The 17,340-nt window shown below is 31.2% G+C and carries 18 protein-coding genes; 7 read left to right on the forward strand and 11 right to left on the reverse strand.

Features of this window, described 5'->3' with window-relative positions; all coding sequences use genetic code 11:
• Positions 1-5 precede the first annotated feature (5 nt).
• On the reverse strand, positions 6-1,349 hold the full coding sequence (locus tag M3P09_RS03510) for an NAD(P)/FAD-dependent oxidoreductase (RefSeq protein WP_249972046.1): 1,344 nt from the start codon (positions 1,347-1,349) through the stop codon (positions 6-8).
• A 205-nt stretch (positions 1,350-1,554) separates the two neighbouring features.
• Here M3P09_RS03510 and M3P09_RS03515 point away from each other — a divergent pair, with 205 nt between their 5' ends.
• From M3P09_RS03515 to M3P09_RS03540, 6 genes are read left to right on the forward strand one after another with little or no spacing between them, the layout of a single operon-like run.
• Positions 1,555-2,268, forward strand: coding sequence for a DUF547 domain-containing protein (locus M3P09_RS03515; RefSeq protein ID WP_099564603.1), 714 nt, complete (start codon positions 1,555-1,557; stop codon positions 2,266-2,268).
• Between the two features lie 24 nt (positions 2,269-2,292).
• On the forward strand, positions 2,293-3,168 hold the full coding sequence (locus M3P09_RS03520) for a hypothetical protein (RefSeq protein WP_347709790.1): 876 nt from the start codon (positions 2,293-2,295) through the stop codon (positions 3,166-3,168).
• A 37-nt stretch (positions 3,169-3,205) separates the two neighbouring features.
• Complete coding sequence (locus tag M3P09_RS03525; protein WP_249972047.1) at positions 3,206-4,216, forward strand: glycoside hydrolase family 113; 1,011 nt, start codon at positions 3,206-3,208, stop codon at positions 4,214-4,216.
• Positions 4,213-4,947: a hypothetical protein gene (locus tag M3P09_RS03530; protein ID WP_249972048.1), complete on the forward strand. Its 735-nt coding sequence runs from the start codon at positions 4,213-4,215 to the stop codon at positions 4,945-4,947. Before M3P09_RS03525 ends, M3P09_RS03530 begins: the two co-directional genes overlap by 4 nt.
• On the forward strand, positions 4,944-6,206 hold the full coding sequence (locus M3P09_RS03535) for a POTRA domain-containing protein (RefSeq protein ID WP_249972049.1): 1,263 nt from the start codon (positions 4,944-4,946) through the stop codon (positions 6,204-6,206). The genes M3P09_RS03530 and M3P09_RS03535 overlap by 4 nt, the downstream gene beginning before the upstream one ends.
• A gap of 60 nt (positions 6,207-6,266) precedes the next feature.
• On the forward strand, positions 6,267-6,998 hold the full coding sequence (locus tag M3P09_RS03540; RefSeq protein ID WP_249972050.1) for a metallophosphoesterase family protein: 732 nt from the start codon (positions 6,267-6,269) through the stop codon (positions 6,996-6,998).
• A 2-nt stretch (positions 6,999-7,000) separates the two neighbouring features.
• Here the strand turns inward: M3P09_RS03540 and M3P09_RS03545 are convergent, their stop codons facing one another.
• The 10 genes from M3P09_RS03545 to M3P09_RS03590 all read right to left on the reverse strand — a co-directional run bounded on the left by M3P09_RS03545 (position 7,001) and on the right by M3P09_RS03590 (position 15,924).
• The gene (locus M3P09_RS03545) at positions 7,001-8,527 is read right to left on the reverse strand and encodes a carboxypeptidase-like regulatory domain-containing protein (protein ID WP_249972051.1); all 1,527 of its coding nucleotides are present in this window, start codon (positions 8,525-8,527) and stop codon (positions 7,001-7,003) included.
• A gap of 78 nt (positions 8,528-8,605) precedes the next feature.
• Positions 8,606-9,310: a TIGR04283 family arsenosugar biosynthesis glycosyltransferase gene (locus M3P09_RS03550; RefSeq protein ID WP_249972052.1), complete on the reverse strand. Its 705-nt coding sequence runs from the start codon at positions 9,308-9,310 to the stop codon at positions 8,606-8,608.
• Positions 9,311-9,342: 32 nt separating this feature from the next.
• Complete coding sequence (locus tag M3P09_RS03555; protein WP_249972053.1) at positions 9,343-10,242, reverse strand: DUF547 domain-containing protein; 900 nt, start codon at positions 10,240-10,242, stop codon at positions 9,343-9,345.
• A gap of 5 nt (positions 10,243-10,247) precedes the next feature.
• The gene (locus M3P09_RS03560) at positions 10,248-11,360 is read right to left on the reverse strand and encodes an inorganic phosphate transporter (RefSeq protein ID WP_249972054.1); all 1,113 of its coding nucleotides are present in this window, start codon (positions 11,358-11,360) and stop codon (positions 10,248-10,250) included.
• Positions 11,361-11,488: 128 nt separating this feature from the next.
• A complete protein-coding gene (gene arsM, locus M3P09_RS03565; RefSeq protein WP_249972101.1) occupies positions 11,489-12,457 on the reverse strand; it encodes an arsenosugar biosynthesis arsenite methyltransferase ArsM in 969 nt (322 codons plus the stop codon).
• A gap of 59 nt (positions 12,458-12,516) precedes the next feature.
• A complete protein-coding gene (locus M3P09_RS03570; RefSeq protein ID WP_099564593.1) occupies positions 12,517-13,329 on the reverse strand; it encodes a purine-nucleoside phosphorylase in 813 nt (270 codons plus the stop codon).
• Positions 13,322-13,951, reverse strand: coding sequence for a TIGR04282 family arsenosugar biosynthesis glycosyltransferase (locus tag M3P09_RS03575; RefSeq protein ID WP_249972055.1), 630 nt, complete (start codon positions 13,949-13,951; stop codon positions 13,322-13,324). The genes M3P09_RS03570 and M3P09_RS03575 overlap by 8 nt, the downstream gene beginning before the upstream one ends.
• The gene (locus M3P09_RS03580; protein ID WP_099564591.1) at positions 13,944-14,438 is read right to left on the reverse strand and encodes a rhodanese-like domain-containing protein; all 495 of its coding nucleotides are present in this window, start codon (positions 14,436-14,438) and stop codon (positions 13,944-13,946) included. The genes M3P09_RS03575 and M3P09_RS03580 overlap by 8 nt, the downstream gene beginning before the upstream one ends.
• A gap of 1 nt (position 14,439) precedes the next feature.
• Positions 14,440-15,495, reverse strand: a complete 1,056-nt coding sequence (gene arsS / locus M3P09_RS03585; RefSeq protein ID WP_099564590.1) for an arsenosugar biosynthesis radical SAM (seleno)protein ArsS — start codon at positions 15,493-15,495, stop codon at positions 14,440-14,442.
• A gap of 93 nt (positions 15,496-15,588) precedes the next feature.
• A complete protein-coding gene (locus M3P09_RS03590; protein WP_099564589.1) occupies positions 15,589-15,924 on the reverse strand; it encodes an arsenosugar biosynthesis-associated peroxidase-like protein in 336 nt (111 codons plus the stop codon).
• Between the two features lie 175 nt (positions 15,925-16,099).
• Between M3P09_RS03590 and M3P09_RS03595 the strand changes: the two genes are divergently transcribed.
• A complete protein-coding gene (locus M3P09_RS03595; protein WP_249972056.1) occupies positions 16,100-17,338 on the forward strand; it encodes a cation:proton antiporter in 1,239 nt (412 codons plus the stop codon).
• Positions 17,339-17,340: the final 2 nt, after the last annotated feature.

A 17,340-nucleotide genomic window follows, 5' to 3' on the forward strand; every position in this document is an offset into this window, starting at 1 on the left:
TCTATTTATGAAGTTTGGAAAATACGTTTCCAACTTTTCTTTTTAAGTTGAATATTAGTGTTGTTTTCTTGATTGAATTTGGCAACGATTTCAGGCTCGTAAAGCTTATAAAATTCAGGGTCAAAATTAGCATCTGATAGATGTTCTAAAACATAATCTATTGAGCGTTTTTCGGTTAAAACTTTGTCAAAAAACTCATGACGCATTCTAATTCCGAAATTATTGATACCTATAAACTCTCGTGTATTTTTATCGTAGTTTATGTGAATACACTTTTTCCCATCTTCGTGCTCCCAATAAAAGCGAGCTTCATTATCTTTTGGTTGTGCCCAAACCCAACCATAGGTTTGATATTCAATATCTATAAATTTTGCTGAGTTAAACCAATGCCCAGGCTTGTATTCGATACGATTGTCACAAATGGTTTGAGCAACAGTTTCTCCCATCATCCTTCCGGTATACCAAACAGCTTCAATGGGTCTGCGTTGGTCTATTGCCTCATGCTGTTCTGCACAATCACCAATAGCATAAATGTCAGGAATGTTAGTTTCTAAAAAGCGATTTACTTTTACACCGCGATTAGTATCAATTTCAGAATCTTTAATAAAATCGATATTTGGAGAAACTCCAGCTGTTAATCCAACTACACTACATTCAATTTCTTCACCAGTTTCCGCAATAATTATAGATTTAACTTTGCCGTTTTTATCTGCTTTAATTTCTTTTAAATTAACACCTAATCGTAAATCAATACCATTTTCTAATATTTCTCTGTTAATCATAGCACTTTCTCCTTCAGGTAAAACACCATTCCAAAAGCTAGATTCTCTAACTAAAAAAGTAACCGGGATATGACGAGAATGTAACATTTCTGCTAATTCAATACCAATTAAGCCACCACCAACAATTACTGCACGTTTACACACTTTATTATTAGGAGCATATTCTTCGAGATTATCCAAATCTTGTTTGTGGTACATACCCATAACACCATTTAAATCTTGACCTGGCCATCCAAATTTATTTGGTTTACTTCCAGTAGCAATTACTAATTTATCGTATTGTAATGCGTCGCCATTTGCAAAATGCAAGGTTTTACTTTTAGTTTCAACAGTCTTTACATAGCCTTTCTTGAGCTCTATTCTGTTTTTTTTCCAGAACCAAGACTCGTAAGGTTGCGTGTGTTCAAACTTCATATGACCCATGTATACATACATAAGTGCCGTTCGAGAAAAGAAATAATCGGTTTCTGCAGATACTATGGTAATTTTTTTATCAGAAAGTTTTCTTATATGCCTTGCTGTTGTAACACCAGAAATTCCGTTTCCTATAATAACAATGTGTTCCATGATTTTGTTAGTTATGCTGTATTAGGTCGAAGTTAAAGATAATAACTTAACTTAAGCTTATTAATTTAGAATAGCTATAAATTGAAATTGTATTGTAAGGATTTAAAGATTTTAAAGACGCCAAAAACTTTTTTTATCAATGTAAGCTATCTAACATTTTATACGACCTAGGAGTTATTACTTTGCAAATGATAAATTGAATCAAATGAAAAAACAAATAATAATATTAGTAATAATTTTAGTTAGCACTAAAGGGTTTTCGCAAGATGTGAATGTCTTTTTCAATAAAACTAATACTTTTTTTGAAACTTATGTTAGTAATGGTAAAGTCGCTTATTCTAAAGTTTATGAAAACCAAGAAGGCTTAAATGAGTTGTTAAATCTTGCTGAAGCTATTTCGGTTTCAAAGAATGATGCAAAAAATTATCAAGCTTTTTGGATTAATGCTTATAACTTATCTGTCATAAAAGGAATTATCGAAAATTATCCAACTAATTCTCCATTAGATAATGCTGGTTTTTTTGATAAAACTAAGTATAGTTTAGCAGGAAAAAATATCACACTAAATGATATTGAGCATAAATTATTAAGAGCTCAGTTTAATGATGCACGCTTTCATTTTGTATTAGTTTGTGGCGCAGTTGGGTGCCCTCCATTAATAAATAAAGCTTATTTACCAGATACGTTAGATGCGCAATTAGAGACGCAAACTAAAAAAGCTATTAACGGAGATTTTTTAAGAGTAAACACTAAAAAGAAACGTGTTCAAGCTTCACAAATTATGGAATGGTATAAAGGTGATTTTACTATGAAGGGTGAATCTGAAATCGATTTTATTAATAAATACAGAACTGAAAAATTAGAAGGAAAGTATAAACTAAGCTATTTTCCATATGATTGGAAATTAAACAAACAATAAAAAAGTAAATTAAGAATGAATAAAATGAAAAAAATTATAGCACTACTAATCTTTTCTGCAATAACCTTCACAGGTTTTTCGCAAGACGAAGATAACGATGATCAAGCAAAAAGTAATATTCAAACATATACACCATCTAAGTTACTTAAAAAAGGACAATGGGATATTAAGTTTTTTAATAACCTATATACACAAACTAAAGTAGCAAATAGTAGTGGTGATGTTTCTAAAAATCAGCCAAGAGAAACCTATTTTACATCAACTATTGATGTTTTTACAGGAGTTTCAGAAAACAGCAAATTAAATGTTGGATTATTAATTGAAATGCGATCAAATGTGGTTGGGAATAGAAAAGCATTTGATATTTTTAAATTTGATGGAGAGCGAGGAACTGCACGTTCAGGAGTTACATCAATTGCACCAGCTATTAAATTCAATCCGCTTAAAAATGTGAATAATTTTACTATTCAAACTGCGTTTCATATTCCTTTAGTAGATAATGAAGTTGAAGATGGTGTGTTTTTAGATCAAACAGCTTATACATTTCAAAATAGATTTTTCTACGATTATACTTTCCCAAGTGGAGACTGGCAATTGTTTACAGAATTAAATACCGAATATAACTTTGGAGAGAAAACTAGTTTTGCCGATAAAACATTTGTTTTAGCTCCTGGCGTATTTTTAAGCTATTTTCCAAACCAAGAATTCACCATCTTAGGATTTGTTCAACACCAACAACGTGTTGGAGATTTTGAACAAGATTTCACAGCTTTAGGACTTGGAGGAAAGTACCAATTAAGTAAAACTTTAAACTTAGAAGTACTTTATAGTAATTTTGTTAGAGGAAGCAATTCTGGTCTAGGACAATCATTTAATCTGGGCTTAAGAGCATTATTTTAATGATTAATAAGTAAATTAGGGGTTTAAATCAAATTTTATGAAAGTTTGTAAGCTCCTAATTGTCTTTTTATTTATAACAATTCAAGGTTGTACTTCGCAAAGCAAAAAAATTAATGGAGTGAGTTTTGTGGCTTCAGCCGAAGCCATTAATGAAAGCCATGTAAGACCTGTTGTTAACGTAAATGCAAATTATGCTGCAATCATGCCTTTTGGTTTTATAAGGGATTTAGAGCATCCAGAAATTGTATTTAATACCCAAAGGCAATGGTATGGAGAAACAAAAGCAGGAGCGAAACAGTATATTTTAGAGCTTAGAAAAAAGCATATTAAAATTATGTTGAAACCTCAAATTTGGGTTTGGCACGGTGAGTTTACTGGATATATTGAAATGAATTCTGAAGCTAATTGGAAAGCCTTAGAAAATTCATATTCAAAATTTATTTTAGAGCATGCTCAACTAGCTCAAGATGTAAAAGCAGAGCTATTTTGTATTGGTACAGAACTTGAAAAATTTATAGAAAACAGGCCTAAGTATTGGAATAACCTAATAGTAGAAATAAAGAATATTTACAAGGGGAAATTAACTTATGCGGCAAATTGGGATGAATTTAAACGCACACCATTTTGGGACGATTTAGATTTTATTGGAGTTGATGCTTATTTTCCTGTAAGTGGAGAAAAAACACCTACTATTAATCAGTTAAAAGTAGGGTGGTTACCACATAAAGCTGTTATAAAAAAGTATTCAGAGACATACAATAAACCCGTTTTGTTTACTGAATTTGGCTATAGAAGTGTAGATTATTCAGGGAAAGAGCCATGGAAAAGTGATAGAAGCATGAATGTAGTTAATTTAGAAGCTCAAACCAATACAACTCAAGCGTTATTTGAAACCTTTTGGAATGAAGATTGGTTTGCAGGAGGTTTTATTTGGAAATGGTTTCATAAACATGAAGACAGTGGTGGAGTTAAAGATGCGTTTTTTACACCACAAAATAAACCTGTAGAAGATTTATTGCGCAAGCAGTATATAGAGCATTCTAAATGAATAAATTTAAGTACATAATTTTAGGCCTTTTGGTTTTTACATCTTGTTTAAAAGATAATGATGATGATTTATTACTTGATACTTTAGCGGCTTATGTTTTAAATAAACCTGTTGAGAAGGGCGCTGTAATAGCGTGTTCTGCTAGTGATGTAGATACTAATAATGTTTTAACTTTCTTTTACCCAAAAACAGGAGCAACCAATATTCGGCTTTATGAAACTGAAACAGCCCAAGTTGATAAAAATGATTTTTCGAATTATAAGCAAATAACCATTACAAGCAACCCTTTTTTTAATGGATATTTAGGAAAGTTTACTCAAACTACTGCCGTTGAAAAATGGATTATAGTTACTTATGAATTGGATGATGAGATAAAAATATCAAACCCTATTCGATCTAAACAAATTACAAAACCTACCGTTTGGAATGACAATGTTTCAATAAATCAGGATGAAGCAGGAATGCCAAATTTTACATGGGCAGATAATCCTTTAGGCGATAATGCTATTTATTTTGAAGTTGTCTCAGATATTCAAGATAATTTACTTTCAGGTACTTATACTTACGATAATCATTTTCAGTATTACAACACATCAAATGTAGTTTTAAATATAACTACGCAAATGCCCCCATTACTAATTGCAGGTAACAATTATCATTTCACTTTGATGGATGTTAGCGAAGATAATTGGGTGAATTGGGTGGTTCTAAAAACATTTGAGGCGCAATGAATAAAACTCTAATCATCATATTCGCAAGTTTATTTAGTGTGAGTTTGTTTTCGCAGAATCATATAGTTGCCGATTTAAAGATTCAAGGTAATAAAAGATTAAAATCATCTTTTATAAAAAACATTTCTACTATTAAAGCAGGAGAGAAGTTAGATACGTTAGTTATTGAGCAAGATATAAAACGCTTAAAGCGTTTGCCATCTATATCCCATGCATACTATCAAGTGTTTCATTCTGAAGACGGGCAATATAACGTGTTTTATAATATTGAGGAAAATTTCACTTTAATCCCATCTGCAAATATTTATACCACAAATAATGATGAATTTGCTTATCGACTAGGGTTACACGAATTTAATTTGTTTGGAAGAAACATTGGCTTTGGAGGCTTTTATCAAAAAGATATTTACAGTAGTTACGCCATAAATTTTAGAGCACCTTATTTGTTTTCGAATAAGCTAGGATTGGCAGTAAACTTTCAAGATTTAACAACGCAGGAGCCTGTTTTTTTTGATGGAACAACCGCTGATTATAAGTATAATAATCAATCCATAGAAGTTTTGGGTTTATATGAGTTTAATTTTAATAATAAAATAGAGTTAGGTATAAACTATTTTGTTGAAGATTATGCATATAAATTTGGAGCAACTAACCCTATGGTTCCTCAAGAATTAAATGTGCATAAATGGTTGTTAAAAAGTATTTATGAATATAATAATTTAGATTATTCTTATCAGTATGTATCTGGAGTAAAAAATCAATTTAACTTTCAGTATGTTACTTCTACAGACGATGCATTACCAGACTTTTTTATAGCGTGGAATGACTTTTTCTATTTTAAACGCTTTGGCTCACGAAGTAATTGGGCTAATAGGTTACGGTTAGGTTTGTCAAAAAATGATAAAACACCATTTGCTCCTTTTTCTGTAGATAATAATTTAAACGTTCGCGGTGTTGGAAATACTATTGATAGAGGAACTGGTGTTATAGTTCTTAATACCGAGTTTCGCCATACAATTTATGAAAAAAATTGGTTTGTTTTACAAGGTAATGCTTTTGTTGACGCTGGTTCTTGGCGGAATCCAGGAGGAGATTTTGGTGACTTTAGCAAAAACGAAAATATTAAAGTATACCCAGGTTTAGGGCTTCGTTTTATCCATAAAAAAATATATAATGCTATTTTTAGGATAGACTACGGGCACGGTATAACTAAAAACTCTACTAAAGGATTTGTATTTGGGATTGGGCAGTATTTTTAATTTAATATTCTTTTAATAGTTATAAAAAGAATCCCCTATTTTTGATCGAAAATTTAATTAATGAAAACATTTGCAATAGGAGATATTCATGGTGGTTTAAAAGCTTTAATTCAGCTGTTAAATAAGTTAGAGGTTAAAGATGAAGACACACTCATTTTTGTTGGCGATTATGTAGATGGTTGGAGTGAATCTGCACAAGTCATTCAATTTTTAATTGAGCTTTCTGAGAAAATAAATTGTGTTTTCATCAAAGGAAATCATGATGTTTGGTGTGAAAACTGGTTAAAAAATGATGAGGTTAACCCAACCTGGTATATGCATGGTGGTAAAGAAACTATTGATAGTTATGAAGGTTTTTCAGAAGATAAAAAAAAGAAGCACTTAGCGTTTTTCGAAAATATGCCCCTTTATTTTATTGATAATGAAAACAGGTTGTTTGTTCATGCTGGGTTTACATCAATGCATGGTGTGAAAAAAGAAGTTTTTAAAGCGAGCCTTTACTTTGACAGAACACTTTTTGAGATGGCATTGACAATGGATAAGCGTATTGAAAAAGATTCAGAATTGTATCCAAAACGATTAAAGCATTATAACGAAATTTATATTGGACATACGCCAACAATCAATTTTAATGTTGATATTCCAATGCAAGCGGTAAATATTTGGAATATTGATACTGGAGCTGCCTTTACAGGAAAATTGTCAGCTATTAATATTATTACAAAAGAGTTTTTTCAAAGTGATGATTTACCGTCTTTGTACCCAAACGAAAAAGGTAGAAATAAAGGTTAAAACTACTCAATACTTTTAAAATCTTTTATAGCCTGATTAGGTTCAATAACATTATACCCTTTCCAGAATTCCGGATCGTATTTTGGTAAATATGTAGGGTTTACTTTTGCTTTTTCTGTATAGCTATTAAACGAAGCTTCGGTAATACTTTCGTTTTCAAAAACAACCAATTCTTTTTTTGTAATGTTTGATACTATAAAATGAATATCAGTCGAAATTTCATTTTGCTTTCTTCGCCCTTTTGTATTCTTATTTTTTTCAATGATTTTCAAAGGCCTTTTAATTCCAAATTTACTACCCATTTCTACTTCTGCATATTTAAGGGCATATTTGTCAGCATTATTTTTCGAGTAAATAAAAGTTCCCTTTTTTAAATATTCATTTAATGAAATACCTAAAAGTCTAAACTTTTTTAAAGATTTTACATTTTCATAATCCACACGAACTATCGCAAAATCATCAGTATTCACATAAATAGTCCCTTTAAAGTCCTCTTTTCTTTTAGGTGTAAATGTTATTTTATAAACAAAATTGCCGTTTAAGAAAATATAGTCTAAAAGCTCAAAATCATAACGTCTAGATTTTTCTAAAAAATTTAAATGAGAGTCTTCGTATATAAAACTACTATACTCTAAATTGGTAATAGAGCCTTTTCTATATCTTAAAAAATTCTTTTTTCTTTCACGCTCTTTCTTTTTTTGCGCTTCTATAAGCTCTTTTGTTTGTTCCACCTCTTTAGCTTCTTTTTCGTCTCCAAAAAGCGAAGAATCAATTTCTTCTTTAGTGCCAAACCATCCAGATTTTATTTTAAAATAGGAGTCTCTTTTTACATGCTTTCTAAAAATAGCATTAAATTTTTCTTCTAAGCCTTCAAAAGTAATTTCGTTGTTTTTATCATAAAGATTAGAAGCTTTTATAATATCTAACTTTTGAGCATTATTTGGAATAGGCTTTTCATATAAATTTCCTAAAATTTCGGTGTAATTATCAGAGCTTTTAGGCATAATATTTAGTATGCTATCAACGAATTTTTGACTAAATTCAGGAATAGTAGATTTTTTTATATCAATATTGTTTTTCAAAATATTGGTTAAATAAGATTCTCTATAAAACAATTTACTTTTTGTGAAATCAAAGTCGTAATTATTGGCTAAGTTTTGACTTATCTTTTCTAAAATTTCTTCAATAGTATAGTTTTTGTTTGAAACTAAAACTTCATCTAACTCAATGGATTTTTGGCTTAAAACTATAATGCTGTCCGTAAATTTTTGAATAGCAACACGTTTAGTTTCGTAACCTAAACAGTTAATAAAAAGAGAGTCTTTTTTTGTAGATTTTCTATTTAAATGCATATGAAAAATACCATTCCCATTAGTAATAACACCAGACTTTTTATTAAGCTCAACGGTAGCAAACGGGATGGGCTTTTGAGTAGTAGAATCAATAAGTTTAGCATGTATAGACTCTTGACTTTGAATTAATTGAGAAAAAATGAGGGTAATTAAAATAAGATGTAAATTTGGTTTCATATAAAAATCTGTTTGCTATAAAAGTAGACGATTATATAACCTAATTGTAACATTTAGTGTTTCATTAAGTGTATTTTATCATTTTTTAACACTTACATATTTTAAATAATATTGATTCAGTTTTTCAGGCGAAGCACCAAACCATTTTTTTAAATGAATAGTCCAATAGTGAAACTGCAAGCGCCAAATACCATTTGTAGAATAACATCTTGGTGATGTAGTTAGCCATTTTTGAATAACTACAAATTGTTTACGAGCGTAAAGCTTACCAATTAAATCATTGTCTTCATATATTTTAAAGTTTTCGTCATATCCACCAATGCTATTGAAAAGTAATTTTGTAATAAATAAACTTTGGTCACCACCACGGCAAAATCTAAAAGGTAATCGTGTTAGTTGTCCTGCAAGTTTTAACCACCAGTGTTTACTGTTAAACTTCATTATGAAGCAACCAGCATCGTTGTTTTTTTTAACTTGTTCAATTATGTGTTTGTCAAAATTTTTAGGAGGAATAGAGTCAGCATGTAAAAAATAAAGAATGCTTCCTTTAGCTTTTTTTGCACCTAAATTCATTTGTTTTGCACGACCTTTTTTTGAATGAAGAAGCGCAATGTTATTGAATTTTGAAACAATATTTTGAGAGCCATCTGTACTTCCACCATCAACAATAATAATCTCTAAAACATTTTCTTTTGATGAGTTTCCTAAAAGATGATTTAGCAAATGGTAAATATTATCTGCTTCATTTAATATAGGTATTATTATGGAGATTTGGTGTTTCATATTTTGCTCTTCAAATGGAGCTAAAGCTTTATTTAATCATTCAAATTCCAATTATAGGTTTTAAAACTTTTTTTCGCTTTCGCTGAAATTTTGATGCTCGAGTATTGATTTAAAAAATCAATTAAACTCCCATTTTGTTTAAAATCTTTGGTAAACCACTGGAAAATTTTAGATAGTTCAATTTTGTTTTCTGAGATGTTGTTTTTTGAGGTGTCTGAAAGAAACTCTTTGGTAACATTGGTTAGTTGTTCATTTAAATTTAAGGCATTATAAGCTTTGTTTAGTAGCTTAGGGCATGAAACCGATGCACAAACAATGGCAAAATGAATACGAGGCTCATCCATTTTTCGTAAAATTTGATGTTCAATATCGTTTAAATTATACCATTTTTCACCTAATTTCCAAAAGCGTTTATCCCAAGGTTTATCAATGTCTTTTATGCTTTTTATTGGGTAATTGCGTAGAATTAAATCAATAGTCATAGCGTTGTAAGCATTTATCCAATAGGCTAGTTTATCTTCTTTAGAGAATGTCCTAAAATCATCGCTTGAAAATGTTAAGTTTAAAACATTGATATAATCGAGTAATTTTTTATGTTCGTTTTTAAACGATTTGTAGTTTACATTTCCTTTATCTGAAATGTGCTTGCTCAATAATTCATCCCATAATTGATGTGTTGTAATGAATCGTTTGGTAACAATTTGATTAAAATCATTGCCTTTTTCTATTTCTTCTTCACGCTTAACTGTTTTGTCTTTATTTACAATTACAGAATCATTTATAATAGTTATAGGCTTTTCTTGAATGATTGAATCTTTAGTCTTCACTATTATTTCTGTTTGCTCTTTTGGTTTTTGAGTTTCAACAACCCGCTTTGTCCCAGAGCAACCAGATAAAATAATAACTAAAAATATAAATATTGTGTACTTCATTTTCTTTATAGATTCTCTAATAATTTAAAGAGTATACCACTTATAATTGCTGCAATTGGTAGTGTTAATAACCAAGATAATAATATTTTACTTATCATTTTGTAATCAGCTTTTTTAGTAGCCGTACCTATACCGAAAATAGAACCTACTGATACGTGAGTTGTAGAAACTGGTAATCCATGAACACTAGCTGTTGTTACTAATAAACCTGTAATTAAATTGGCGGTAAAGCCTTGACCGGAATTCATAGGTGTGATTTTTTTACTCATAGTTACACCTACTTTTTTAGCATTAAGTAATCCACCAATAGCCATAACAATAGCAATAATAATCATACTCCATTTAATATCAATAGTGTTAATAATTAAAAGTAGCCCAACTATTTTTGGGGTATCATTTAAACCTCTGGCAAAACTAACAACTCCAGCACTTAAATAATGTAAACTATCTAAAGCTTTTTGTGAACTTAACCCTAAAATTTCACCTTCATAAGTTTCTACTTTATCATTTATTGTAGCTTCTAAAGAGGCGTTTGATTTTAACGTTGAAGAGTTATCCATATTTACAGATGCGATATTTATAGTCTGTTTTTTATGAATACTTAAGTTTGTTTTTTTAGTAACTCCCAGTTGTTTTCTGAAAAACTTAAAAATAAGATATGCGATTAAACTTAATATAGCAGCCATTAAAGGGCTAACTATTAAAGGCATTAAGAATGTGCTTCCAAGTTTTTCAAAATTAAATTGAGAACCTACTGCCATGACTCCGGCACCAAATAAACCACCAACTAAGCTATGCGTTGTAGAAATTGGCATCCCTATTTTAGTTGCAATAAAAACAGTTAGAGCTGCACCAAAAGCAATAGCAATAGCAAAAATAGGCATGGTAATAAGCTCATTAGGAACTAATCCTTTTCCTGAAAAATTCTTTACTAATTCATTGGCTAAAAAGATGGCTGCAACAGATCCTGAAAATGTAGTTATGGTTGCCCAATTAATGGCTTTTTTGTAATTAGTAGTTCCACTGCCAAAAAGTGTGGCAACTCCTTTAAAATTATCATTAGCACCATTGCTATAGGCTAAAAAACATGCAGAAAGGAATAAAAGTACAAGAATCATAGAAAATTATTTTACTTAGTTTTTTGACGATAATATCTATGATAGCTTACTTTTGCTTTAAAGAATTTAGATGTTAAAAAAAGAGCGACTAATTAGTCGCTCTTTTTAATTGTTTTATAATAAGTTGTTTAGCAACAACCCCCACCATCGTAATGAAAAGTAGATTCTGAAAAATAAATATCGTCTCTACCTATAGCTTGTAATGCTCCAGCAGTTTTATCGCAAATAGCTAAAGGTTGGTTTTTTAATAAAATATGTCCTGCATTATCATCAAAATAATCTTCGTCCCCATAATAAATTGCAGCTTTACCTGTAAAGATACATGGACCGTCTTCTGGCATCGGATCTTTAATTGCAGCTACCTCAATAGATTCTATATAAATTAACTCATCCGTTGGGTAATTTTTAGGGTCTAAAATTCTATAAGGTTTACGTGCACGAATTTCAATAGTTCCAAAACCAGCATCAGTTAAAGCTTTTACATATTCAGCAATGGGTAAACTACCACTTAAGCATAAAGCTCGTAAACGTTCGTCGTTACGTAATTCTTCATTCATAGGTTGTTCGCAAGTTGGATCACTCATTACTAAACGGCCATGAGGCTTTAAAACACGATACATTTCAGCAATAGCTTTCTTTAAATCATCAGCTTTAAAAATGTTAAATAAGCAGTTTTGTGCAGCGACATCAATACTATTATCTTCAACAGGAAGATGCATTGCATCACCCTTTTTAAGATCAACAAATTCACTTTTAAACCAAGGATTTTGTGCTTCAGCTTCTTTAAAATTTTTACGCGAGGCCTCCAGCATTTCATCGACAACATCTATACCAACTACACCTCCTTTTTGGCGATTAAAGTAGGCGAATTGTAATAATTCCATACCGCCTCCAACACCTACGTAAAGCATTTTTGGATTGTTGGTTAAATCGCGTGCATGCACAGTTGAACCACAGCCGTAATTCATCTCTTGCATAATTTTAGGAATTTTTAATCCTGGTAATTCCCATATTGGGTTTGTAGTACAACATAAGCCAACATCAGGAGTTAATGCTGCTTCTTTATATACGTCGTGAGTGGTTTCTAAGTAGCTCATAATTGCATTCTTCATTCTTTAGTCTTCAGTTAAATTGGCTGTAAACTAAAGACTGATTATTATATCGTTTTTATTAATTCTTTAAATAATGTTATCATATCGGGCTCTGCTTTTGTAGCCATGGCAATAATTTCTGAAATATCTACAGGTTTTAGATTATCTGGGTCGCATTCATCGGTTAAAACTGACACTGCCGCTACCTTTAATTTTAAATGATTTGCCACTATAATTTCTGGAACGGTACTCATACCAACAGCATCTGCGCCAATAATTTTAAGCATTCTGTATTCTGCTCGAGTTTCTAGTTGTGGTCCAACAACACTAGCGTAAACGCCTTCGTGAAGTTTTATATTATTATTTTTAGCAATGGTTTTGAATGTTGAATTAATGCCACTATCATACGGTGCACTCATATCAGTAAAGCGTTCGCCTAATTTTTCAACACCTTTAAATGCTAATGGAGAGCTACCTTGCAGATTTATATGATCTTCAATAAGCATTAATTCGCCTTTTTTGAAACCTAAATTTATGGCTCCAGCTGCATTAGATACTAATAAAGTTTTAATACCTAGTTTTTCCATAATGCGCACTGGATATGTAACATCTTGCAACGTGTAGCCTTCATATAAATGAAAACGACCTTGCATTACCATTACTTTTTTTCCTTCGAGATTACCATAAACAAGCTTGCCTTTATGAAATTCGACAGTAGCAGTTGGGAAATTTGGAATGTGGTTGTAACTCACTTCAATTAAAACTTCTATTTCTTCTATAAGTTTTCCTAGCCCAGTACCTAATATGATACCTACTTCTGGGTTTTCAAAACCTTTACTTTGCAAGTATTCAACGGTTTCGTTTATGTGTTTAATCATTTAATTGTTGTATTCGTTGTTGTAATTTAATATTTGATTTGTAAAATGCTGATGCTTCTAAATCTTCAAACGTATCAATATCGTTTAAAGAGTTAAGTAAAGCAAAAGAGGTGTTATTTTGTTTTAATTCTTTTGAGGTAACGTCCAATAAATTAGATTGACTCCAAGGTTTGTTGTCAAAAATAAAATCATACATCTTAGTCATACCAACAAGGTAGTAACCGCCATCGATTGCAGGTCCAAAAACTACATTATTAGTTTTTAATGCTTGCAATCCGTTTTTTATATGACTAGAATTAATTTCAGGTAAATCGGAACCAATTAGTACAATACGATTATAGCCATCTTCAAAACCTTTTATAAATGCGTTTTTCATACGCTCGCCTAAATTATTACCTTCTTGAACCGCTTTATAATGAGCTCCCCATTTTGATTTGATAACTGCATCAGAGAAATAAATACGTTTATCTATAGGAATATTTTCAGTAGCATTTTCTGTAATTTTAACGAGTTCGCTATACACCTCAAAAGCCCCTTGATTACCAATGGTTTTTGCAAGACGTGTTTTAACCTTGCCTAGTTTAATGTTTTTTACAAAAACAATAATGAGTTCTTTAGTCATAAATCTTAATACCTTTTTTTAACCATTTACTCCATTCGTGGTTAAATGTATGTATACTATCTGTTTCTTTTCCTATGGAATTATAAACAGGGAAATTATTGTTTTTCCATTCAAAAATACCACCATGTAAATTATAAATATTAGTATATCCAGCCTTTTTGAGTTTTTCGGCAATATCTTCTGATCGTATTCCTAACGAACAATAAACGATAATAGTTTGTTGCTTGTTATTGATTTTTTTGATTGTTCTTTTTAGATTGAAATTATCATACCCAACAAAAAGAGCATTTTTTAAATGACTGACTTCAAATTCTGATGATTCTCTAGCGTCTAAAAGAATAACTTCTTTTTCTTTTTTGAATAAATCTTTAACAGTAATATACGGAATGCTTTCTTCATTATATTTATCTAATACCTCTGAAATTGACTTTTGGGAAAACCCAGAGGCCGAAAAACAAATAAATATGTATAATATAATCTGTTTCATATTAAGCAACCACACCTTGACAACTACTTCCTGCACCAGCTGTACAACCATAGCAGTGTTGCGAAATAACAATTTTCCTGCCTTCTAATAAGTCTTCGTTAAATTCAGAAATGTGTTTAGATTTACTATTTACAGGTAGTTCTAGCATTTGATTAAAATCGCAATCATACAAATAACCATCCCAACTAACGGAAAGCGTATTCGTACACATTACATTTGAAACAGCAGCAGGGTTGTAAGCTTCTACGAGCGAATACATATAGTCTTCATAATTTTCTGAAGCAATTAAATAATCTAAAAACCTTGAGATTGGTAGATTTGTAATGGCAAATAAATTATGAAACTGAATATTGAAATCTTCTAATAGAGCCTTTTTGAAATCTTTTTCCATAGACATTTGATCTCCTGGTAAAAAGGCCCCTGATGGATTATAAACTAAATCTAATTTAAGACCACTATTTGGCATACCATAGCCAATTGCATTTAATTCTTGTAACGCTTTTATTGATTTATCAAATACACCATCACCACGTTGTTTGTCCGTTTTCCCACGTGTCCAATGTGGCATCGAGCTTACTACATGCACATTATGTTTTTTAAAGAACTCTGGTAAATCGTAATACTTTTTGTTGGCCCTAATAATGGTAAGATTTGAGCGTACTATAAAATCTTTAATACCCGCCTTTGCTGCCTCTTCTACAAACCATCTGAAATCTGGATTCATTTCAGGAGCACCTCCAGTTAAATCTAAAGTGTGCGCTCCAGTGTTTTTAATAACAACCAAGCATTGTTGCATAGTTTCACGTGTCATAATTTCTTTTCTATCAGGACCAGCATCAACATGGCAATGTTCGCAAACTTGGTTACACATATAACCAACGTTTATTTGTAGGATTTCTAATTTTTTTGCTTTAAGCGGAAACTGATTAGTTTCAGCAATTTTAGCTTTAAAGGTTGGTAATTCTCCGTTTTGAAAAATACCATTCGATAAAATTTCTAATTGCCTATTGCTATTAGCCAAGTCGCTTTCGCGTTTATGTAGGGACTTTGTAACCATTATTTACTTTGTTGTCAGGTCGAGCGCAGTCGAGACCTTATGAATACCTCTCGACTGCGCTCGAGGAGACATTTAGTGGTTGTTAAAAAAACTCTAACCGTCTAACTTTTTAACTTTATTCATCATTTGTACACCATGAACCAAAGTAGCACCACTTTTTATGGCAGCTCCAACATGTATGGCTTCCATCATTTCTTCTTTTGTTACCCCGCGCTGTAATCCGTCTTTAGTATAAGCATCTATACAATAAGGGCATTGCTCGGTATGTGAAACGGCTAAAGCAATTAAGGATTTCTCACGGGCTGTAAGAGCACCTTCTTCAAATACTTTTCCGTAATACTCAAAAAATTTGTTTCCAAGTTCTTCGCTCCATTCTGTTATATCTCCAAACTTTCTTAAATCAGCAGGATCGTAATATGTTTTTTGCATGTGGTTTTAAATTTTATTTAAAGATATAAATCTAAAAGTTTCAGTCGATAATATTAGCATTACTTAACATAAATTATTGGACTCATTTAATTTTTTTAGCAAATTAAAAAAGTTCAGATGAGTTCATTGATATAGATTTTAAAATTTTACTTTAGCATAACTAAACAAAGGAGAAATGAACGACTACTTTTTTATAATTACAGTTTTAGTAACGCTATCGGCAATTTTTGGGTACATTAATGTACGCTTTTTAAAGTTACCAAACACTATTGGGTTAATGCTTATTACTATTGTTTTTACTCTTGGTGTTTTTGCCTTAAGTTATTTTGATTCTACACTTTTAAATGCTGAAAAATATATTATTACACAAATAGATTTTAAAACCGTATTGTTAGATATTATGCTTAGTTTTCTGCTATTTGCAGGGGCTTTGCATACAAATTTCCAACAACTAAAGGTACAGCGTTGGCCCGTTTTTGTGTTTGCAACTTTTGGCGTATTAGTGTCTACTTTTTTAGTAGGTATTACTGTGTTTTACCTTTTAAAGCTGCTAGATTTAGATGTCGATTTTATTTACTGCTTACTATTTGGTGCTTTAATTTCTCCAACCGACCCAATTGCGGTTTTAGGTATTTTGAAAAAAGCAGGAGTACCAAAAAAACTGGAAGCTAAAATTGTAGGAGAATCGTTGTTTAATGATGGTGTTGGTGTAGTTGTGTTTCTTACTATTTTTCAAATTGCCGCTTTAGGGACTGGAGAAGTAGAAGCTTTTGATGTTTTTAGTCTTTTTGGAAAAGAAGTGTTTGGCGGTATTTTATTAGGCGGTATTTTAGGTTGGATAACCTATCGTTTAATGAAATCTATTGACGATTACGATATTGAAGTTATTATAACACTTGCTGCAGTAATGGGTGGAACCGTAATTGCACATAAGCTTCATTTATCTGCGCCATTGGCTATGGTTACTGCAGGACTTATTGTTGGTAACGATACAGTTAGAGGTAGTGCTATGTCTGAGATTACTGAAAGTTATGTCGATAAATTTTGGGAACTTATAGATATTCTTTTAAACACCATATTATTTGTGCTTATTGGTATGGAAATGCTAGTTTTAGCTTTCGATGGAAAATATATTTTAGCAGGATTAATAGCCATTCCTATTATACTTTTATGTAGATATACATCTTTATTATTACCTATAAGTTTCTTTAAAAAACGATTGGATTTTGTTCCAAAAACGAATTTGATTATGACTTGGGGCGGATTACGAGGAGGCATTTCTATTGCATTGGCATTAGGGCTTACGGAGGCTATGCAACGAGATTTGTTTTTAGTAATTACTTATGTAGTCGTGGTTTTCTCGATACTAGTTCAAGGACTAACCGTTGGTAAACTAGTAAAAAAAGTGAGTTAGTA

It is taken from the genome of Jejuia spongiicola (genome assembly GCF_023502325.1).
Classification (GTDB): Bacteria; Bacteroidota; Bacteroidia; order Flavobacteriales; family Flavobacteriaceae; genus Wocania_A; species Wocania_A spongiicola.